The organism is Aquimarina ulvae, from assembly GCF_053613295.3.
The window spans coordinates 252,533-275,791 of the sequence record NZ_JBSIBP030000002.1; the positions used below are offsets into that span (position 1 = coordinate 252,533).

A 23,259-nucleotide genomic window follows, 5' to 3' on the forward strand; every position below is an offset into this window, starting at 1 on the left:
GTCTTTTGATGGGTGTATTTTACGAGTTTACCTTTGCTCTACTATTGATTGATTATTATGCACTCATTATTTTTAGCCCTTTTAAAAGTTAGAATAAAAAAGAAGAAGAGCCAGCACGAATGCCGAGCCTTCTTCAAACAACAAAAGCTACTCGTTGAGTTCTTGAATTTTCTTTTCAAGAACTGCTATTCGCTCTTTCAAACGTGCTTCACGCTTGTTTCTTTTTTCAGCGTATGTTACCTCAACCTCAGCAATCTTAGATTTGTAATAACCTTGCATCGCAGTGTAGAATGAAATGTTCGTTAGATTATTTACGTGATTGCTTTCGCCAAAATGGACTTGTTTTGTTAGGATATACCGTATCAACTTATGAAAGATTTCTTTTTTGAACTTCTTTTTGAAATTCTCGACAATTCCCACATCTGTTATCTTGGACGTATTGCCCAATAGTTTTGAAAAAAATCTTTGTCGTCCAACATAATCTACATTGTTTTCATATAACGTCAATGAGAACGCGACCATTTCATCAACCGAAAGTGTTTTCTTGGTATCAATGTATTTGGTCTCTCTAATCATTTCCACAACTTCTTCAAATTGCTTGTTGTTATCAATCTGCTTCTTGCGGATTTCCCTTTCGTTGATTTTGATGATTTGTTCTTCAGGTGTACAATCAGCCATTTTTCTGTTTTCCAAAGGTGCTGAATATGTTGTCGATTCATTTTTCGATTTTTCAACAACTCTTACAAACACTTCTTCGTGTTGGTATGTTTCAGGATGGAACACGATGCCATTCACAAATCCATTTTCTTTGGCTGAATTGTATTTATCTAATTCTTCTTCGTAGTTCTGGATTGCTTCGTCTAATTCCGCTTTTAATTCATCTTCGGAATAATCATAATGTTGGTATTCTTTCTTGATGTCCTCAATTGTTGGCTTCATCGGATTTTTGATGACTTCAACATCATCCAGCAAATAAACCTTCAAACCGTTCTTTTCTAACTGTGAAATAATGAGCTGATTGTTTTCCTCGTCTGCCCAATACTTCCGTATTTCTGGGATTAGAAGAATATTATCTTTCTTCGATTTCTCAATCAGGTTCAAGAATGACTTGCTTTTCTTCGTTTCGTAACAAGCTGATTTTGTACAGACCATTTTACCATCGCTAAACAGGTTGCCTTGATTCGCTGCATTAAAGGGACATTCTACACAAGACCGAGCTTTTGGTACTAATTTTTTGTCAGCTACATCAAAAGATGCTTTTTCCAAATCATAGGTCTGATTTTTTATCATCCTATTGATTTGATGGGCACTAAATTCTTCGCCCATAGTTTCCAACATCATCTGTTGTTCTTCCGGTTCAAAAAGTGCTACACCGACACCCAATGAAATTGTCATTTCGCCATTACGGACAAAGTGTTTAAATCCTTCAATCAGTCCTGCCAACTTTAGGCGTTGTCTTATGAAGTTATCTGTTCTGCCCAATCGCTTTGCAATATCAGTTGGTGGATATTTTTCACTCAGATAAGCTATCGCTTCTGCTTCTTCTGTAGGCTCAACATCCTGTCTTTGTAGATTTTCGATGATTTGAACTTCCAGAACATCATTGTTCTTGTACGTTTTCACAATACAGGGTATCGTTTTCTTGCCCGCTATTTTGCTTGCTCGATACCTGCGTTCGCCCATCACGATGATAAAATCATTTCCAGACTTTCGGACTGTTATGGGCTGTAATACGCCGTGTTCTTTGATGCTTTCAGCAAGTTGATTTAGATGACTTTCGTCAAATGTCTTTCTTGGCTGTTTTGGGTCAGCCTTAATTTTGCTAATTGGCAAATTCTGAACTTGAAGTGTTAGGACTTTCTTTCCATTTACTTCTTTTGTAGCTACTTTAGTTCTGCTAAGCTTTTTTGTGGTACTCGCTTTTGTTGTCATAATACTTAAATTTTTGATTAAACAATATTTAAGCAGAAACTAAACGGAAGATAAAATCTTGGCTCAAAAGGAAACGGAATAAATGAGTAGGGGAAGAAGCGTTGGCTTTATGCCGTAGTCTTTTGATGGAAGTATTTTACGAGTTTAAACTGCGGTCATATTGTATGATAATAAACTCCTCTATTTTTTTAATTTTTATTGCTATTAGATGTTAATAATTGGAAAGAATTACTATTTTTGCACAAGACGAAACAAATGAAGCTATAACTTTTGGTAATTAGTTCACAAATCGTCAACGTTCAAGAAGATATTTGGCAGAAATGCCACAGCGACTGGGCTCGTTGAGCAAGGTTCGAGTCCCGTCCAGACCGCAAAATTGCTAAAGCTTCAACTAACATTGAAGCTTTTTTTTGCAATGAACGAAGTTGTGTTGTCCCACGCCTGTTGCGTGGGTGGTTTAGTAGTAAACCAATGAGAAGCTTTTCCTGAAAATGGAGAGGCTTTTTTTAGTAAACAATCATTCCTTGAATTGCTTTAGACAATACAGGATCAAGGATCAAGGGATCAAGGATCAAGTCCAATACAAGGGTATTTATTAATGCTTATGAAGCTAATTCAATAATTATAAATTGAATTGCCTATCACACATACTATTTAATTGCTAACCCACAAGTTCTGAAGGACTCATTGCAAATTCTTTTTTAAAGCATTTAGAAAAATAAGAAGGACTGGAAAATCCCGTTTGAAAAGCTATTTCTGCCACAGTATTTTGTTGGTCTAAGAGTAATTCTTTCGCGTGATGTAAACGAACAGAAGAAATCAGTTGATTAGGAGATTTGTTGGTAATCACTTTAAGTTTTCGCTGTAATTGGCGCTCACTTACACCGATTTCACTACAGAGAGTATTCACACTAAAGCAGTCATTGCTCAAATGGTTGTAAATATTTTGAAGTACTTTTTCTAGAAAGGAATTATGTTTCGACAGGCTACGTTGATCTGAATTTTGAAGTGTATTTGGCTCTATGTTTTCAACCACGGTGTACAGCGATATCGATTCGCCGGATTCAGTCTTGAACCTGGTTTTATGAGGAGCCAGAGATACTCCAGATCCCAGCAATAAATTTTTTACAGTTTGTGTAAGAATAATTTGGTAAGGGACTGGTCTTTGGAATATTGTCATTTCAAAATCTTCAGTTTGCTCGCAAATACAATGCTCCACATAACATTCTTTGATATCTATACCAATGGATATTGTGGTGTCATTGACTCTCATTCTTTTTACCAAATCAGACCCACAATTTACCGCCTTACTAGGCCCTTCAAAGGTAGCAATAAAGGTTTCTGAGGTATGTTCTATAATATTTCCGTGATACTGGAGTACATTTTTTTTGATGAGTTCTTGATTTTTTGAACAATGATTACTAGAAGAAATAATATGTCCAACCATCACAGTAAACAGTTTTTTCTCATAAACAGGTGCTGGCTTTATTGTATGTATAAAGGCCTTTATTTCTTCTAAAATAACATCAGTATCTCCTACCCAAAACAAATGATCATCACCTTCAAGTTCCACAAGTTTTGATCCCGGAATACGTGCTGCTATAAATCGTCCTTCTTCGATTCTTACATCGATATCATCTGTGCGTTGCAATAATAACGTTGGAACTTTTATGGATCCTAAAATATCTACGATGTCTACTTGCGTATTCATTTTTGTCAGATTCAAAGCTGCTTTTGGGCTTGCACCAGAACGGAAATAACTCGCTAACCAATCCATAAAAGTTTTATCATCAGCCTTTGTAGGTGCAAGCGATTCTAAATTCATCTCTCCACCACCCCAGTTATCCTCAATCATATCATACACCTCTTTACGCTCTTGATCCGTCGGTGCCCAAGGATAATCTTCAGAATATCGCCTTCTTGCAAAAACACCAAAAGTGAGTAAAGAAATAACACGATCCGGATATGTGGCGCTAAACAAAGCGGATACGCTACCTCCCTCAGAATGCCCAAAAAGTACCGCTCTTTCGGAATCGGCAGCATCCATAACGGCTGTTATATCTTCCATTCTTTCTTCGAGCGTAGCGAACTCTACAACACGATCAGAAAGTCCGGTTCCGCGTTTATCAAAAAGAATTACCCTTGCAAATTTACTTAGTTCTTCAAAAAAACTTACTAACTCCGGGCACGACCACATGTAGTCGATATTGGATACCCATCCCGGAATGTATACAAGGTCTACGGATCCTGAACCAAATACCTGATATGCTATATTGATATCACCGCACTTGGTATATGTAGTCTTTGGTTTTGTCATATCATTTAAGTTGAAAAAGTGTTACAAAATGCTAGAGAAGCCTAACAAATGTAAAATTAGATAAAGCCCACATTATCTCCATAAAAATGACACCTACAATATGTATACTACAAAAAATAAACTGTTAAAAAGGATAAACAACCTGTAGACAATAAAATTATAAAATACTAAATTCCAGCAACTTAATAAATTTTTGTTTCGTAAAATAAGATTCTATTTATGCTATCTCCTTTTCCTGCTCTAGATGAGCGAGATATGTGAAAATTTCCTGTTCCGGAGTTAGTTTTAACTTTTTACGAAGACGGTATCTGGCAGTTCTTGCGCTATCTGGAGAAATTCCAAGAATACTGGCCATCTCTTTAACATTAAGGTTCAGTCTAACCAAAGAACAAATTTTTAAATCATTTGTGCTGAGTTCATTGTGCTTTGATTTCAATTTGGTGTAAAATCCCTGATGAGCATCTTCGAAAAATCTACTAAAGTCTTCCCAATCCTTATCAATTCTTAAATTTTTTCGAATAATCTTATTAAGGTCAGTTACCAATTGATCTTTTTTTAGTGTAGAAGATTTTTGAATATCTTTTATTGTTTTTTGTAATTGTTGTACGACCTCATTCTTTTTTATAAAATTAAGTGTATAGGAGCTTAGTTCTTTATTCTTAAAATCCAATTGTTGTTGTAGTTCTCTTTGCTTTAGTTCAGAATTCTCTAATTCTTTTTGTGTAAGGGCGTGAGCAGATGCTAATAGCTCCTGTGTTTTTGAAGCCAATTGATTACTCTTTTTGGCCCGTTGTCTGGAAACAATATAAATCAGGCACCCACAGATAAACAACATGGCCACACTAAGAATTAAAATAAGTTGAATCAGATCATCTTTTTTTTCTTGTGCTTTAAGCATTATCAATTCTTTATCCTTTTTTTCCAGCTCATTTTCAAATTCTAGATATGCTATTTGCTTTGATTTTTCGAGATTGAAAAGGGAGTCTCTAAGGGAAATATATTTATCATAAAAAATATAAGCCTCTTCTGGTTTAGATTGTTGTTTTTTTAATTCTTTTAATTCTTCGTAAGCAAATAATTCGTATTTCTTCTGGTTATTTTCTTTGGCAAGTTTCAGCCCTTTATTTATTTCTATGGCAGCTTCATCGAGTTTACCCGATAACCTTAGAATTTTTCCCAGGATGATAAGGTTATTAGTTAATCCATCAATATCATTGACTTTACTACCTAATTCTTTCGATTTTTTAATATGATAATACGCTTGCTCTACTTCATTTTTATGAAGATATAATGTACCCAGTTTACTATGTGCTTCAGCAATACCATAAATAAAACCATTATCATTATGCATCTGCAATGCATCCGTTAAATATTGTAACGCTTCATCATCTTTATGTTGCTCAATGAGCATTGTACCGATTTTGGTAAATGTGGTGGCAATTCTACCTTTTAAACCCAATGCGGTAAATTCGTTGATAGCTTGCTCATAATAATGCATTGCCTTCTGATATTCCTGAAGATCTGCATATATCATCCCTATATTTAACCGTGTATTAGCCAGTCCTTTTTTATTTTGTATACTTTGATATGCTTTATATGCATCATTGAGATATTGTAACGCTGTCGTTAAGTTTCCTTGTGCCCAGTAGGCAACACCCACAATACGATTGGCTCTAGCCACTCCTTTTATATATGCTAGTTCTTTAGATAATTGTAACGCTTTTGTCCCAAAAAAAATGGATTTATTGGCATCCACAATCCAATATTCATACCCTATTGTATTCAAAAGGTTTATCTGTATAGTATCTTTTGATGTATAGCTCTCCAGAACCAATTCTAAGCTATCAATCTTTTTTATTTTCTGATATGAAAAAGATTTACTGATAAAGAAAAGAACACCCACAACAACACAAATCATTGATCTCTTGGTAGATAAATGTCGATACGATAGATGAAAAGAAACTTCAAAAAAATTCATTAAAACTAGGATTACAGGGAAAAGTAATGTTAAAAACTGACTTTTACAGTGATAAAACTACTCATCATTTTTTTAATCCAACCAGTAATAAATGTTAAAAACCCAGCTTAACTTAGGATTTTGAATAATTTTTAATTTATCCGTCTTTTATTTATGAAAAATAAATAGACAATTTTCTACAATTTAAAGTGAAAACCCAACCAAAATTCCTGCTCCAACTCCAGCAACGCCAATCAATACTTTTTCGAAAACATTCTTTCTTCTCTGTCGTTTACTAGCTTTCTCCACCAACTCTAAACTATTCGAAGCTTTGTCCAGACTATTTATGGTATAATCCAAGGCTTTTTGAGTGTGGTTTAGGGTAATTTGAGTTTTTTGATATACAATCTGGTCTAAACTGTCGCTTTTAGTAAAATTGATATTTAATCTCTTTTCCAAATCGATATTTCTTCGTAATGTCTGTGTGTACTTTTCTACCAATTCTTTGGTCATCCTATCCTGATTGATTGTACTTTGATATACATTCTTAATTGCCAAAAATGATTTTTTATTGACTAAAAACACATCTGGTGTTCTAAACACATATAAACTATCTTTTTTGACAACAAAAGGTGCTCCGTTACGATCAGCATAATTTTCTGGTATTTCGATTACTTTCAATGAATCTATTTCCTGACAATAAAGCTCGCAACCCAAGAATGTAAAAACTACAATTATTATGTTTTTCATTTTTTTTAATTTTATCTTAACTACAACTTATCATTTATTAATTCAGGCCAAAAAGGTCATCTAGTAACAGACGATCTTTTGCTAGTTCATTATTGGTAACCTCAATAGAATCTTTGATGTTTTGTAATTCGTCCCAATCTTTGGCATTTTTTCTTTTGAATGCAAAAAGTAATGAATCCCTTTTATGGATAATTAGATCCTTTTGAGCTTTCATTTGTATGAACTCCAGTCGCGTACTTTCTAACCGTTTTTTTGTGATAGCCAGCGTATCCTTTGATATCTCAAGTTCTTTATTTACTTTCTCTAGTTCTGATGTAATAATTTTCCAGTTCTCACTGGTAGTAAAGGTCATATAACCGATGATAATTAGAAAAGCTAATGCAACTATCTGCAACACCGTACTCATATTTATATTTTTCATGAGTCCAAATCTTATTTTATTCTAAAAAACATAAAGCCTCTTAAAATTGTTAGTATAGAATATTTCTTTAGTTCTTCAGGACTATTAGAGATTATCTCACAAACTTTTATAACACTTTTCATAGGTAAATTCCTTTTCTAGAAAAGACTATTAAAATCTCTTTTCTTTTTTTATCAAAATTATGTTTGGTTTGCTAATTCTACTATTACAAATCCGAATAAGACTGATAAAAACCCGACAATTAATAGTTATAATTCTTGTTCATGACCGCTATTGCCAACGACTATGAATTTCTCAGTTATCGTCATAAAAACAAAAAAGTCCTGAGTATTACACTCAGGACTTCATCCCCAATTTCAATCAAAATCTACTTGATTGTCAATTCATAACTTATTCGACTAATTCATATCATCTAAGAAATAAGTACTTTCTATTTTTTTATCAATTGTTTAGTAACGTTTGCTTGTGTTCCTTTAATAATTACGAAATAAGGCCCACTTTCTAATCTAGATATATTTATAGATATATCACTGTCTGATATACTGTTTTGATCAGAAATGATTAACCTTCCATTTACGTCATAAATCGTTATCGAATTCAATATTACTTCACTTGGGTTAGAAATATGAACTATGTTATTTGCTGGGTTAGGGTACATCGATATACTTCCAAATAGCTCGAGGTCATCAATACTTAATGTAGGATCTATCGTAAGTTCGAAACTACAACAAACCTTATCCCCAAGAGCATCTGCAGCGCAAAGCGTTACCAGTGTAGTTCCTTCACTTAGCAAGGTGCCTGGTGCTGGATCTTGAGTAAAGGTAACCAGTGGATTGGCACAAGTACCAGTTGCCAAAGTTTCTCCAGTAGCGAAATAATCGGGTAAAGTGTACGATGTACTCCCTTCGTCTGTTGCTACGCTTTGAGCTGCAGGGCAGGTTATTTGCGGAGCTGAAATATCTTCTACGGTCACTGTCGTGAAACAAGAAGCAGTATTGCCATTACTATCAGTCACTGCTAAAGCAACTTCATTAACACCTATATCAGTACAATCAAATATTATGGACGCTCCAGGTGTCGACGATTCTTTTCCTGATACGTATAATAGTGCTTTTATATCCCCATTAAACCTATCCGGGCTCAACAATGGAGCGACAGATTGCGTATTTATATCTATTGTATAGATTTCTGAACATCCTTGTGTCGTACTTGCTACAAATTTTCCATTTCCAACATACTCTAAAGCTTGCGCGGTTCCTTCGCAACCTGTAATTCCTTGAATAAAGGAAAACAACAAGATCACATCACCACTAGTAGTATCAATTTCGTAGATATCTACTGCTGATTCGTCTTCATTAAGACTTGTATAGATCAAACGTTCCGTATCATTATCATAGCCCAAACCAATACCACCACCATTTTTTGGGGCAGAAGCAAGCGCAGTTGTAGTCATTGTATTTATGTTCAAGATATTGATGTCACCATTTCCAAAAGAAACATATAGTGTACCATCCGGTGCAAATACCATCGAATTTGCTTTAGAATTTCCATTTGCTGCGTTGATGTCTCCAAGTTCACTTACTAGCGTGTTAGTCCCCAAGTCATAAAAGAATAGAGCTCTATTGGCCGTTGTCGGAGAGTCTGCGATTAGATATACCTGACCATCAATCGGATTAAAATCCATTGAAACCGTAGTTTCTAGCGAAGTCTCACCATAAGGATTATCTGCTATCGTGATTGCATCGGTAACTGGGTCATACTCATAACGAGCCAAATTGATAGTTGAAAATGGATCCAATGCATATAGTCCGGGTAGTGTTGCCGGTTCTACCACTGCTGACCCTATTGATAATGAGGCAATCCCAAATACATCAGAGGATCCACCATCGATCTCTGATGCCTGCACTACAACTTGTCCATTAGCATTGAGCTGTACCGTGATATCCTGACATACTACCGTAGGAGCAGCTGCGTCGATTACCGTTACGGTAGCATTACAAGTAGAAGTGCTACCGTCGGTATTAGTTACTGTAAGTATAACGGAGTTTATACCAATATTAGAACTATCAAAACTGTTCGGTACAACATCAAATACAGCCGTATTCGAACTATCAATACTACCACCAAAAACATCTTGACCTGCAATAGTCGCCTGCCCGTTTTGATCCAAACTTATGGTAATATCCTTACAAACTGCTTCCACAAAATCATTAGGAACTACAGTGACAATACTGCTACAAGTAGCTACATTTCCGCTTTGATCTGTTACGGTAAGTACAACTGTGTTTTCTCCTATTTCTGTTAGTCCAAAAGTATTTGGTGTTACCTCGATAGTTGCGACACTGCAATTATCGGTACTCCCGTTATCAACATCTGCTGCTGTTATCGTTATTGTATCATTTTCATCTAACTGCACAATGAGATCTTTACATATAGCTTCTGGAGCAATGGTTTCAGCTTCCAAAATAACTCTTTGTATACAAGAAGTGCTATTTCCACTGATATCTTCAACAGTCCAGGTAACTTCAGTGGTTCCTGTCGGATAGATACCAGATGCATCAATAGTACCTGTATAATCATTAATAACACTTACATCTCCAAACTGAGGTAATCGAAGCCTATAGAAGTTGACTGAATTACTATCACATTGATCATTATCAACTTGTATATTCTTTTGAAGTGTAAAACTCAGATCGCTTCCAAAATTAGTGATCCAATCATTCCAGGTAGCTTGTGGTATTAGAATAAATTCTTCTGTTGTTATACAAACCGGATCTATATCAGAATCACTAAAAAGAATACTATTATCAGGACCAGCTAACGTAAACACTTCTGAGGAACTATTGTGATCTCCACTAAAATTTAACTTCAAAACTACATCTTCTGTTGTAGTGCTTACACCAACTAAAGTACTCGATGTATCTTGTAAATTGTCCTCTTCATCAAAAAGATAAGATACAACTCCTGTATCCGGTATAATTGCGGTACCGCAATTATCAATGATATCTGTTAACAGAGGTATCACAATTTCAGTTTCGCACAAGTTAGCTTCGTTAGAAACCATAATATCTGCCGGACATGTAATAACCGGTGCTATACTGTCTTCTACTATCACAATAGCCTCACAACTTAATGAGTTGCCTAAGGTATTGGTCACTGTTAAGGTAACTGTATTTTCACCTATGTCAGAACAATCAAAACTGCTTTGACTAATTGTTAATGTATCTATTCCGGTTGCATCAGAAGATCCTCCATCAACATCCTGTGCAGTGATACTAGCAGTGCCGTTTTCGTCTAGTTGTATGGTAATATTTTGGCAAACCGCCACTGGAAAATCATCATCTATTACTGTTAAGATAGCAGTACAAGTTGCTTCATTACCGCTTTGATCAACGACTGTTAAAGTTACTTCATTATCACCTAAGTTGTCACTTGTAAAAGTATCAGGAGTAACTGATATTGAATTGATGCTACAATTATCTGTACTTCCGGCATCAATATCTTCGGCTGTGATAATCACTTGTCCGGTATCATCTAAACGTGCTGTTATATCCTGGCAAACTGCGTTTGGCACTTCAGTGTCATTTACTGTAATGGTCTGTGTACAGGTGGCACTATTACCTGATTTATCCTTAGCAGTCCAGGTAACGGTTGTGGTTCCTACAGGATAGAAAGCACTGGCATCCCTTGTTTGTGTAAAGTCGTTTGAAAGAGAAATGTTTCCAAATTCCGGTAAACGTAGTCTGTAAAAATTTTCATTTCCATCATCACATTGATCCTTATCAACTACAGAATTGTTTTGAAGTATAAAATCAAGATTATTCCCAAAGGTAGTGACCCAACTATTCCAAGTGTTTTGCGGTACTCTAATATTTTTAACGGTTACTACACACACAGGGCTAAAATTTGTTTCATCAAAAATGATCGTGTTATCAGGACCTAGTAAAACAAAGTTTTCTGAAGAGTTATCGTGATCTCCGCTAAAAGTAAGCTCTAATAACACATCTTTATCACTTTGTATTACATTTTGTAAAGTACTTGGTGTGTCCTCTAACTCTTCTGAAGACGTACTGAAGATATACGACACATTAAACGTATCAGGAATCAAAATTCCTCCACAATCATCATTAAAGGTTGGTATTGGTACAATTACATTGGCTTCGCAGGTATCGGACTCTGCCTCTACTACAATATTCTCATTACAAGTAAGGCTTGGACCTGTTACATCATTTATAGTTACATTAAACGAGCAGGTGGTACTATTTCCTGCTTTGTCCTCTACGTAGAATGTATTTACGGTGGTACCTGCAAAAAAACCTCCCGAAGGAATTCCGGAAATCAGTATGGGCTCACCAGAAGTATAGTCATGATACTCTATAATATAAGGTCTGCTATCCTCGCGTGGTATGTCATTCCATAATCCCGTGTTTGAAATTAGTACTACCATATCCTGGCCGTTATCACCATTTGGTTCTCCCTGATTAAAATTAGTAAAGGTTGCCGGTTGACCACTTTGCCATTCGAATACACCTTCGGTAGTAAGATCATTGTATCCTATAAGTACATTCTGAACTCCCAAAGCTGAAACTTGAGCTCTTATGAAATCATTTTCTTCTTTATTATTTATTGTAATAATTTCATATCCGTTTTGCTGAACTTCTGCAAAAGCTTGTGTACCGCTAATTGGTACATTCGAAATAAAATAAGTGCTATTACCAAAATTCCCTAACAAACTAAAACCATCAACTGTTGTAGGTACGTCAAGAAATCCGCATATATCTTCTGAGAAGTCAGGTAACGGATATGTGATAAAGCCAGCACAATCCTGTATAACATCTGCCGGACAAGTGATCGTTGGTGCGGTTGTATCTTCTACGGTAACAATAGCTGTACAGGTAGAGGAATTTCCGCGGGTGTTAGTAACCGTTAGTGTAACTTCGTTATCACCTAGATTCGAACAATCGAAGGTTTCTGGAGATACCGTAATTGATGCTATACCTACAGTATCTGTAGAGCCTGCCTCTATATCTGCACTTGTTATTTTGGTTTGGCCAGTAGCATCTAGTTGTACTGTAATATCCTTACAGTTTGCTACCGGAAAATCATTCGCTACTACAGTAACTAAAGCAATACAACTAGAGGAATTTCCGACTTGATCGGTAATGGTTAGAATCACCTCATTTTCTCCTATATCTGCGATACCAAAGCTCTCCTTACTAATATTTTTATTATCTATGTTACAGTTATCAAAGCTTTCAAACTCTATATCCGCAACCGATATTGATACCTGGTCATTGCTATCTAATTGTATAGTAATATCACGACACTCTACTGTTGGATTTATCCTATCTTCAACAGTAACTATCACGGTGCAACTACTAGAGTTTCCAAGCACATTGGTTACCGTCAAAGTTATTTCATTATCTCCTACATTAGAACAATCAAAAATATCCTGAGAAAATACAGCAGCGTTCGTTGGGGCATTATTTTCGAATTCTAAATTTATTTCTGACTCAATTATTGTTACCCCGCCATCAGCGCCTAATGGAACTGTGATATCTTGGCAAAGTAATGTAGGAAAAAATCCATTGATAGATCTAAAACCGGTCCATCCTCCACTTTCGTAAGCACCAGCTGTATTATCCGGAATAAATAGATCTATAGTATTTCTATTCTCAAACGCATCACCTGCGATAACTGGTGGAACAGAAGCTTCTGAAACTATACTCTCCAGACTTGGATTTTCTCTGAAGGCAAAACTTTCTATTGATAAGATGTTACCTGGCAACGTTATTATGGTCAATTGATTATTTCTAAAAGCACTATTTCCTATCGAAGTGACTGTACTGGGTATAATAACAGTTTGTAGTTGGTTGCTTCTAAAAGAATGTTGTTCGATGGTGGTAACTCCTTCAGGAATTGCTACATTAATTAATTGATTGCCTTCAAAAGCTCCATTACCTATTGAGGTAACACTATCAGGAATATTTATATTGCTCAATTGATTAAATCGAAAAGCTCTGAATCCAATTGAAGTAACACTGTTAGGAAGAGTAGTTTCTGTAATTTGATTTTCATGAAATGCCAAAGATTTTATCTCGGTTACTGTATTTGGAATACTCAAACCTGTAATACCTTGGTTTTCGAATGCACGGTTACCAACAGATGTAATAGTATAACTAAAACCATCTGGAGCTACTACACTATCAGGAATTATTAACTCCCCTGTAACACTCCCCCCAATTACTTCTACAGTATTTGGGTTTGAAGAAGTTATCTTATAATTTAAATTGTTTACAATAAAACTACTATTAACAGGAAGCTGACCATTTACTTGAGAGAAACCGGTCCACGAAGCGTTACTATAATCAATTTCGGTACCCAAAGGAACAAATAGGCTAATTTGGCTTCTATCTCCAAAAGTACCACCTGCAATTGAAGGAGGAATACTGTTTTCAGAAATTACCAGGATTAACGAATTATTAAAAAAAGATTCGTTACCAATAGAAATTACATTTGCTGGTATTGTAATACTGTTGATTCCCCTATTATCTCTAAATGCTCGAAATTCTAGAGTAGTAAGGGTTGGAGGTAGGGTAACACTAGTTAACCCCTTATTTCTAAAAGCTTCTCTACCAATAGTAGTAACCGTATAAGAAATGCTTGTCGCCGGATCAATCACAGTCTCAGGAATTACTAAATCGTTAGGCAGATTAGACCCTCCTATTACACTTACAGTATTTAGATTAGGATCAATTACTTCATAATTTAGATTATCAATTGTGAAGGTCTGTGAAAAGCTTACTGTAGTAATTAGTACAGTAAAGATAATAAGTAGTCTTGTTTTCATAACATTTGTTGTTTTACTCTATACATAGGATTGAATTTTAGGTTCATCAAAACCTCTTAAAAATTTTAAAATCCTTTTTTTTAAAAGGTCAAAAGTATTAGCAACACCACAAACTAACTATGCCAAAACCGTAAAATGTTGGTAAAAAACCGACATGTTTGTTTAAATTGCTATGACCTCTTGCACATAATTTGAAATCATATTTTCAATCCATTTCGGGAATTTACTTTTTTGAGTTTCATTTATCTGTGTTTCATGTAACTCGCTCCAGTTGGTAATTCTTTTATAAAGGTGATAGCAGTTGTAAAAAAGTATTTTTAATTTTAAAATCGTTTTTCATGAGTAAAGATTTAGAGGTTTATGTTTTTTAGGCTAAAGTAGTCTGGGTAAGAGATGCCTGGCAAAACAAATCTCCTAAAGAGGAGGAGAAAGCCTTGAAAGTGAAAAATCAGCGATCAAAAGAATGCTAATTTTTACTATTAAAACACAAATAAAACCGCATCTTTAATTTCTTAGTCAAAAATATAATCGTCTAAGAATTTTTGTTATAGCTGAACCAAAAGAACGCTTTAGGAATATTCAATGGCATTTGTTCCTATATATAAAGACCACGCAACCTTACACAAACATGTTGCGCATTTGAATAGCTTAAAAAAATGTTATTACAATATTCTTACTGATCGTAATATTTCAATTGAAGGATAGGAGATTCTCTACAAATCGACAAGAAAATTTTTACTATCGTAAAACATTGTGTTTTTACGAAAAAAAGAAAAAACACTTATTTCTCTACCGACAACATGGATATGTAGAATACTTTTTTAACCGACATTTCTATTGTTGATATCTACATAGTATGTTGACAAACAGGTTGATCAATTTTGGTTAAAAATAAGTGTAGATCATAACCAATTTCATATTATTATTTTTCTACTTTGATAGTATACTTATCCTTGTAGAGCATCATCAAGTTACAAAAAGAAATAATAAATCCGGCTGAAAATAGGTAACATAGAAACAAGAGTACCATAAGTATTACTCGATTCCACATAATACTCTCCTGAGTCCAGGCTTTTTCGGGATCACCCAGTAGGATCATCATCTGTTCATTCTTAGCAGGCAAAAATCCGTGCGACATTTCAAATGCTTCAAACGGATTGTCCTGTATCATTTCTTGTCCTATGACAATGTCTTTTTCTAGGTAGGGTAATGTTTTAGCGTCTCTTGCAAAATGGTAGGTTGCATACGAACCAATAAAAAGGATAATGAATTCTACAGACAATCGCATCCAGGTTCTGATTACTTTATTCTTTAATGAATATAAAATCAGAAATCCGGCTAAAGCAGTTGCAATAAACACTCCGAATTTCATTAAAAAAGCGGTGTTTTCATCTGAAGCATGCCAAGAAGGCAATGGTATAATAAAAGCACCCGCTACAGAAGCTATCCAAGTACTAAGTAGTGTAAATTCTTTCCAGACTTCTTTAAATTTATTAACTAACATTGTTTCTTTATTTTGGTGTTTTTAATACCAGTTGTTTTTCTTCTTCGCCGCTACTACTCATAATTAAATGGAGTTCGGGCTCTCCTACACGATCTCCTTTTTCTAACCAAAACAAATAATACCCAGGTACAAAATCCTGAACAGCGTTTTGGGTAGGTTGGTTAAACCGGAAACGTTTAATACGCTGTCCTTGCTCGTAGGATAACTTTCCGAAAACGAAAAATCCTTCGTCCTCACTAGAATTAACGATCACCTTAATCTTTGTAGTTGCATCGTTTTTTGCAGTATTATTAATGGTCTGTAACTTGGCTTCATAATCCTGGTATACAGCATCAAGTACAAAAGCTTTATTAGGCATAGTCGCATATTCTTTCACCAAACGGCGTAGTGTTTTTTCCGTCTCTTGTAAAGTAGTGACGTATTCTGGAGCAAGTCCATACTTATCATTACAGTTCTCTAAAACAGGAAATAACACGGCACTCTTTGCACTCAACTTCTTATAGGCTTCTTTTAGCGTTTCTTCTTCAGAGGCGATGATCTTTTCTTCAAGACTGGTGATCGTTTGTTGTGTTTGAGATAAAACCAAAGTCAACTCTTTATTTTTAGGCGCATAAATTCCGCAACCGCCAACAAAAACGAAAATATATAACGAAAGAATACCCTTATGTAAATTTTTCATATCTGTGCTTTTATTTCTTTAATAGATTTCAATTAGTTTGATCATTTGTTTATAAAATTACGTCGATCGGTGCATAATTTACTATTACAAATCCGACACATAAGGGTAATTTTCCGACTGGACTTCATTAATTTATATAAGCCCTTGCATTACTTTTTCCCAGTCAAAAGCCGGTCCTATATCCCATTTACCTGAAGATCGATAGTTTACGTGAGACGTAATCCCCTTAAAATTAACCAACTCGTTTCCTGCTAACACATCATACCGCTTACCTTCTGGCAGGATTGCTTTGGGTATATTATATGCAGCGGTTAAATACCGTAGCAGAAGAATCAAACTTTTATATTGTTTAGTGGTATGTGTAGCAAAATATTGTTCTCCCCTATATGGTATATCTAGTTTTGTATAAAACTGTTTTTCATTGATATGACAGTACACATCGGTATCATTATATACGGTTACTAATTGATCTCCAATTCGTTTTAAAAATCCGATGTTAGACATTTCTATCGCTATAGTCCTCTTGGCACCATTAGTATTTCCTCCTACCGCACCAGAACCTAAGTGGTATGCCCAATACGCAGAAGACCACATATTAAGAATCGAACCATTTCTAGCAATTATAAAAGGTACCGACACCCGATAATTCGGTTTAGACAAAGCCGCCACATCTCCTTTTAAATAGCCAGCAGTATAATGCAGTACAATCTGTGTTTTTGTGTTTTTCTCTTGCTCATAAAATGAAGTATCTCCATTTTTTTGCCTACAACTTATATAAGGCATCGTCTCATTAGTTCCTTTGATTGGAACCGTACTAGGAGTTAATACAAATTCCTTGCCAGCTGAATCCCGACCGGTGTCAAAAAAAGTTTTCTCGTGATTAGCTATACTAGTGGCTTTCATACCTAATTAAATTTATGATTATGATTGTATCAAAGGTATTAACATGAATGTCTGCAAACTATCCCGAAACCGCCAAATAGAGGGAAAATTGCGACAAATTCAGGGTCTAGATCTGTTACGTTTTAAAAACCTAAAAAGGTTTCATTATACATCCCGAATAGTCAATTTTTTCATAACGCCGTGTATATCCTTCTGAATTTTTCCTTTTACCAACCATGCAACTGCAAATGCATATACAGCTACCCACTCTAACCAAAAGGTATAGGCAGGAAGGATCTCATCCATATTTATTTTTAGCAATTTCTCGATGGCAAAAATCACGATAAGCGCAGCTACAGATGCCCAAACGATCATACCACTCCTTCTGAACAATCTGTTTCTTGCCGAAGATGCTTCGTGATTTAAAACAAATTTGTAAAAACTCATATATCCTAACAAAAAGAAAAATGAAGCTGCACTTAGTAGATGAATTGCTCCCAGCAAACCGTTAGATTGATGACCAAATAGATACGGAGCATCTGTAAAAAATAAAGTTCCTAATGGATTTTCTGATTTGGTAGGAACCAGTACAGTAATCAAAATACATATTCCTGCAATCGTAGTGATCAAACGATCACTCAACAATTCTCCTTCTTTTTTTGGATACCCCCTATAATTTATCAAGATCAAGCCAAAAGCGGATAGTATTAAAATAAAAAACACGCCTCCTGCTGTGTAATAATAATGACTCATGCTGGACAGTAATTCCTGATGGGCTACTAACAGTAATATCGGTAATGCTAACCCCAGGACTCCAATCGTTTTTCTAAGCGAATACATTGATTTTTTATCTTCCATAATTGTGTTATTTCTACTTTTTTCAAATGTAAAAAGAGAACGTATCTTATGGATATGACAAAAACGGCGAATTAAGGGAAATTTACGACAAACTAATGATCTAGACCTGTCAGGTTTTCAAAACCTGACAGGTCTAGACTTTGGAGACCGCTTGCGAACATCTGTGACTTCGCAGCTACTTACTTCCTTATTAACTAAGCTGTATAAAAACTTTTATTTTCTCAGTGTTATCGCTACGAAGTTTACAACTTCGTAGCGCTGGAGTTGGTTTCGTTGTTTATTTTCGTTCAATATGGTATTGAGGTTTACCAGCACGATCATTACCAGTCCATGCAATTTCGTAATTTTCTTCAAAGTTTTTAAGCTTCAAGCTTTGAATGATTTTTTTCACATCCAAATTACCTACTGAAACATTACTTTCTTCCTTTCTTAACTCTTTCCTTAGTTCATCTTCAATATACTTAATATCATAATCACGGATTTGAGGAGTTTTGACATTACTTAAGTCTTTACTAGATTGAGGAATTGACTCAGTTGTTAAAGACTCATAGGTATCACTTCCTTTGCCTTTTTTTATCCCTTCAACTCTTTGCCAATGATTAGGTGTTTTGTAAAGCACCATAGTATTAGGATCATTGAAAACATGATCTGGAAGTCTATCTATATTACTATTTCCTTTTCCGTTTTTATACTCAGTAATCAGTCCTTCTGACTCTATTACATAAACTACCGATTTATTTTCCATTAGTGTATATGCACTGATCTCTGATCTTCCGGCCCAGATCCCAGGTAGAGCAGCTACCAAATAATAAGCATCTAATGGTATATTTTCTCTTTTCTCTGCCAAATTAGATAATCCTTTAATATCCGGATTACTACTACTCCTTAACATTTGGGTTAATTCAGCATCAACAACTCCTTGTTTTATTAAACCATGTTCTTTCTGATAATCCGTAATACGTTTGCGTAGTTCAAAAGCAGCTTTGGTATTTTTTGACTTATTCATAGCCAAAAACAAACAATCTCCACCAGCTCCATAGTCCTTAATCATCCAATTTTCCTCCTGAATATATGCAATTCTATTCTTTCTTTTTATAGCATCTTCTTTAGCAATAGAATCTTGCTTATTATCTTCTTTTTCTGGTGATAGAGGCTCGTTCAATACCTTTTGAATCATTTCTTTATCTTTTTCCGAAAGACCTTTAATTTTGTTAGCACTATTTAGATATGCTTTGATTTTTTTTGCTATTTGTTTATTAGTTAGCGGTTTTTCCACTAAATCTTTAATCTCTTCCTTTCCGTTGGCATTATTATTTTTTAAATTGTCTAATTCTTTTGGTTCACTCGTGGTAGTTTTGTCTATTTTCTTGTGTTCTTTTGATGTAAACACGTCGTTTTTATCTAATTCAGATTCTGAAATTGAATCACTATTTTCTGTTTCTTCTGATACATAAAATTCTCCTATAATATCGAAGTCTTCCGGATATCTATGTATCTCCAAAACTTTTTCATCATTCGGGTTGTTAGCAGGTTCCTTACTAGTTTTAGGAGTATGCTTGTCTATCAAATGTTTGTCACTAATTTTTCTAATAATAAATCCCTTTTTGCATCTTTCTATTTTATACGTTTTCAAAACTTCTTTGTCCCCATAAGTGATTGCTTTTTCTATAATACGTTTATCTTTTTCTTCTATGTGACGAACTTTATATTTCATCTCACCTCGTAACATCGTCAATATTTGACCTATACGATAATCACTTAAATCTTTAATAGAAAATACCTTCCCAAAAGATAGCCTGCTAATACTTGCTTTTTTTGCTCTAGCTTCTTTTCTTGTAGAATATTCTTTATGTACTTTTTCTTTATACTTAAGGTAAAATTCAAATTCTTTTCCAATTTTATGCCAAAGCTCAAAACAGTCAACATACTGATCAATGGTTTCTTCACTATCTAAACCTACTGTAATACGTGCTCTATCTCCAGGTATAAATGAATAATTAGTTGTAGCAAATCCAAAACTAGAACGGGCAGTTACAGATTTGAATTCAGATAACAAACGTTTACACATTCTATCGGCATATGCTCCTCCTACATGTATAAAAACCATATTAGGATCACTGTTTTTAACTATATAAAAATGATCTTTGGCTTCTTCTCCCAAACCAGCGTCCATCAATTTATCGTAAAACATTTTATTATTTTTAATAATGGCTCTGCGATAATCATCTAAATGATCACTAGCATGCGTATTTAAATGCGTGAGCCCTTGATGCGCCAATCCTTGAACATTATCTTGAAGATCTGAAATACGTTCATTAAATTCTTTATATGATTCACGATTGTTTATCGTTATAGAATACCCCCCGTAGTAATTATCTAAACCCAGCATATCAAACTTTTGTGCACTTCTGTAAATCACTACATTTAATTTTCCGGATGTAATTTCTCCTTCGAATGCTGCTAAAAATTCTTTTATATCATTAGAGCGTATAAAATCTATGGTGCTATCGATAGCTACCGTAAATCTAGGTGCTACTTTATCTTCTTCAAACAATTTTCGGACATGAGCGATGAGGTTTTCGGTCTTATATTCTTGTAAAGTTGTTGAAATATTATGATGAAAATCACAAAGAAAAACATCAAACTTTTCCTTAACCTCACCATCTATAGCTTCGTCTAATGATGCTCCTACTTTATCAAGTTTTTTTCCCTTTAAAACAGATACCTTGTATGTTTTTGCTTCTTTTACAAGACCTAAATCTTTCTTAGCCTTATCCTCAACATATCCAACGGCTTCATAATAATTACCTTCTAATAGTAACACATTAAGGCGATTCGTTCCTTTTTCTTTTTCAGCTGCTGCTAATGCACTGGATGTGGCATGCATCGCAGAAGCCTTGTGCTGAATTTCTGCTTGCTTTAATAAATTTCCTAAAGTTATTTTTTGTTTTTTAACTGGTTTTTCTTTTGGTAGCGATTCTACTACTATTAGATTATTTTCATTGGGTATGTCTTTTGGCTTCTCTTTTTTTGGTTTAAAAAATGAAGAAAATAGTTTTAGATCTAGTTGTCTAAAAAATTTAGGTCCCCTTCTCTTTGGTTTTTTTTCTGGTTGCGTTTTTTCTGGCTGCGTTTCTTCTATTTTCTTTTCTTTGTCTACAACAACTTTCTCTTCCTCTTCATCCACTTCTGGCATATAAAAACCTGTTAATATACCTTGAATGGCTTCGGTGAAATCTTCATTCTGCTCATAAGGCTCCGTAATAGCTAATATCATTTGTATCTGATTATGTATTACTTCAATATGATTTAAAAAACGAACCATATTATCGCTAAAACGAATTGCATCTGTCATTGCAAGTAGCATTCGGAAGCAAGAAGCCTTTAATAAATTACTGATACCTCTTTCCGCGAATTCTTTATCGATATTTATTTTTTCCTTCAGTCCATTCAATAAATCAATAGTTGCAGGTACATATATTTGCACATAGGGAAGTGTATCTTTCTCTTCTTCTAATGCTTTAAACTTTTTTAATACGGTATGTTTTAGAAAATCATTGAACGTAAATGGAGCTACTTTTTTTGTTGTGTCTTCTGCTGTTTTAGGTTTAGAACCTTTACTACTATTTTTTGTTGCTAACGTTAGTAATGGTAATGTTGCTTTACTTCCATTCTCATTAGTATTGCCTTGAAGTACCTCTTCTAAGGAGCTTAACTTTAAAAGAGCCTCTTTTGCACTGAGAGGATCTATTACCATTCCTGAATGATTTAACATCCATTTTATAGAGCCAATGTCAGGTGAAATTTCTTTATAAAGCTCTTTTTCTTTAAATATTGGCTTAAGTACTACCAGGTAGTGAATACCTTCATATTCTGTAACTATTACATACTTAATTTTTTTTACGACTTCATCAATTAATTCTTTTTTATACTTTACATCTTTATATAAATTTTCTTTAACATATGAATTTTCTTCAATGGATTTTTCTATAGCTTCTGCTATTCTTTCTTGAATTTCAACTATGGCTTCTTGTTCTGAATTGTTATTATTTTTTATATTTTCATAGTATTTAGTGAAATTAAAAACAAAGTCATCTTTGAGTACAAAATTGTTTGCGTGATTATTACACAAATTTTTCATTGAGGCTTTAAAACTATCGATAGAATCTATAGTTGTATTGACTTCTTCCAAATTTGCTGACTCTTCAGTATATAGAACTGGGAAGTTTCTTGCAATCGCTTCTCTAACAAAAGGGTCGCTTATTACTCGTATGGGATTATCTATTTTTATTTTATCTTTTAAAAGCTCATTAATTTTACTAGTCAATCCTCCTCCGTCATTTCTATGATAATAATGACCTTCATTAAAAGCAGTTATTTGTTTACCTCGGCTATTCGTAGCTCCTCCTTCTCCAGCTGTTTTAGCATAATTTTGTAGGATAGTTAATGCTATTCTGTGTTGTGTTTCTTTTGCTTTTTGGGCTTTCACCTGATCTTTCCCTTCTACTATTTTATCTAAAGATTTATAAGTATCATATAATATTGCAAAATTCAGATACCAATCGTGGTTAGCTTTGTGGTATGTTTTAGAATTCTCAAGTTCTTCATTGTTTATTGGTTTTAATAAACCTGTTTCTCCAAAAGACCATGGCCATAAATTTGTATTAGAAAAATCGGCAATACGCACATATCCGAATTTAAAGTGTTCTTCTTCATTTTTTATACCAATTCGTGCAAAATCCTTATTACTTGTTACTTTTGTTGCAAAAACTATTTCACTCCCATCTATTACTTTTTTGTTTGAAGGAGTAAACTTTTTTTCTTTTTCGTCCCAGGTATAAAAATAAGGCGCATCTTCTTTATTCTGTTTTGTTTTATTTCTTCCTACGAAAGACGAAAATTTAAACCTAGAATTTTTCTTTCCATTTTCTATCCCTTTTTTAATTTGAAGTGTTACCTTGTTTTGCTCTCGATTATCCTGAAAACTTGCCGTTTCCTTTCCTTCGCCAGCTTCTTCTGCCACGAGTACTTCACTTTCTTGTGCATTGTTGTTTTTTGGCTTTAACTCTTTTGGTGCTTTTTCAGGTGGCATATTAATCCTTTCTTTTT

Annotated in this window: 11 protein-coding genes; all 11 read right to left on the minus strand. The window is 34.5% G+C overall.

All coding sequences use genetic code 11. The features are described 5' to 3' along the window. Positions 1-147: 147 nt before the first annotated feature. The 11 genes from ACWGOQ_RS04755 to ACWGOQ_RS04805 all read right to left on the minus strand — a co-directional run bounded on the left by ACWGOQ_RS04755 (position 148) and on the right by ACWGOQ_RS04805 (position 23,242). On the minus strand, positions 148-1,932 hold the full coding sequence (locus ACWGOQ_RS04755; RefSeq protein WP_452056275.1) for a ParB/RepB/Spo0J family partition protein: 1,785 nt from the start codon (positions 1,930-1,932) through the stop codon (positions 148-150). A gap of 661 nt (positions 1,933-2,593) precedes the next feature. Further along, entirely contained in the window at positions 2,594-4,249 is a 1,656-nt protein-coding gene (locus ACWGOQ_RS04760; RefSeq protein WP_452056274.1) for an alpha/beta fold hydrolase, read from the minus strand. A 217-nt stretch (positions 4,250-4,466) separates the two neighbouring features. Beyond that, positions 4,467-6,227, minus strand: a complete 1,761-nt coding sequence (locus ACWGOQ_RS04765) for a tetratricopeptide repeat protein (protein ID WP_452056273.1) — start codon at positions 6,225-6,227, stop codon at positions 4,467-4,469. 183 nt (positions 6,228-6,410) lie between these two features. Further along, complete coding sequence (locus ACWGOQ_RS04770) at positions 6,411-6,956, minus strand: hypothetical protein (protein ID WP_452056272.1); 546 nt, start codon at positions 6,954-6,956, stop codon at positions 6,411-6,413. Positions 6,957-6,993: 37 nt separating this feature from the next. Next, positions 6,994-7,377 carry a hypothetical protein gene (locus ACWGOQ_RS04775; protein ID WP_452056271.1) on the minus strand — a complete coding sequence of 128 codons (384 nt, stop codon included), beginning with the start codon at positions 7,375-7,377 and terminating at the stop codon, positions 6,994-6,996. A gap of 430 nt (positions 7,378-7,807) precedes the next feature. Next, positions 7,808-14,227 carry a leucine-rich repeat protein gene (locus tag ACWGOQ_RS04780; protein ID WP_452056270.1) on the minus strand — a complete coding sequence of 2,140 codons (6,420 nt, stop codon included), beginning with the start codon at positions 14,225-14,227 and terminating at the stop codon, positions 7,808-7,810. 922 nt (positions 14,228-15,149) lie between these two features. Beyond that, positions 15,150-15,731: a hypothetical protein gene (locus tag ACWGOQ_RS04785; RefSeq protein ID WP_452056269.1), complete on the minus strand. Its 582-nt coding sequence runs from the start codon at positions 15,729-15,731 to the stop codon at positions 15,150-15,152. 7 nt (positions 15,732-15,738) lie between these two features. Continuing rightward, on the minus strand, positions 15,739-16,410 hold the full coding sequence (locus ACWGOQ_RS04790) for a substrate-binding domain-containing protein (protein ID WP_452056268.1): 672 nt from the start codon (positions 16,408-16,410) through the stop codon (positions 15,739-15,741). A gap of 132 nt (positions 16,411-16,542) precedes the next feature. Next, positions 16,543-17,313 carry an N-acetylmuramoyl-L-alanine amidase gene (locus ACWGOQ_RS04795; protein ID WP_452056267.1) on the minus strand — a complete coding sequence of 257 codons (771 nt, stop codon included), beginning with the start codon at positions 17,311-17,313 and terminating at the stop codon, positions 16,543-16,545. A 144-nt stretch (positions 17,314-17,457) separates the two neighbouring features. Then, positions 17,458-18,150, minus strand: coding sequence for a hypothetical protein (locus ACWGOQ_RS04800; protein ID WP_452056266.1), 693 nt, complete (start codon positions 18,148-18,150; stop codon positions 17,458-17,460). Positions 18,151-18,427: 277 nt separating this feature from the next. Next, a complete protein-coding gene (locus ACWGOQ_RS04805; protein ID WP_452056265.1) occupies positions 18,428-23,242 on the minus strand; it encodes a hypothetical protein in 4,815 nt (1,604 codons plus the stop codon). Positions 23,243-23,259: the final 17 nt, after the last annotated feature.

Coding starts and splice junctions, on each gene's coding strand:
- ACWGOQ_RS04800 (WP_452056266.1), bottom strand. CDS start 18,150: ATGGAAGATAAAAAATCAATGTATTCGCTTAGAAAAACGATTGGAGTC.
- ACWGOQ_RS04775 (WP_452056271.1), bottom strand. CDS start 7,377: ATGAAAAATATAAATATGAGTACGGTGTTGCAGATAGTTGCATTAGCT.
- ACWGOQ_RS04780 (WP_452056270.1), bottom strand. CDS start 14,227: ATGAAAACAAGACTACTTATTATCTTTACTGTACTAATTACTACAGTA.
- ACWGOQ_RS04770 (WP_452056272.1), bottom strand. CDS start 6,956: ATGAAAAACATAATAATTGTAGTTTTTACATTCTTGGGTTGCGAGCTT.
- ACWGOQ_RS04755 (WP_452056275.1), bottom strand. CDS start 1,932: ATGACAACAAAAGCGAGTACCACAAAAAAGCTTAGCAGAACTAAAGTA.
- ACWGOQ_RS04785 (WP_452056269.1), bottom strand. CDS start 15,731: ATGTTAGTTAATAAATTTAAAGAAGTCTGGAAAGAATTTACACTACTT.
- ACWGOQ_RS04790 (WP_452056268.1), bottom strand. CDS start 16,410: ATGAAAAATTTACATAAGGGTATTCTTTCGTTATATATTTTCGTTTTT.
- ACWGOQ_RS04760 (WP_452056274.1), bottom strand. CDS start 4,249: ATGACAAAACCAAAGACTACATATACCAAGTGCGGTGATATCAATATA.
- ACWGOQ_RS04805 (WP_452056265.1), bottom strand. CDS start 23,242: ATGCCACCTGAAAAAGCACCAAAAGAGTTAAAGCCAAAAAACAACAAT.
- ACWGOQ_RS04765 (WP_452056273.1), bottom strand. CDS start 6,227: ATGAATTTTTTTGAAGTTTCTTTTCATCTATCGTATCGACATTTATCT.
- ACWGOQ_RS04795 (WP_452056267.1), bottom strand. CDS start 17,313: ATGAAAGCCACTAGTATAGCTAATCACGAGAAAACTTTTTTTGACACC.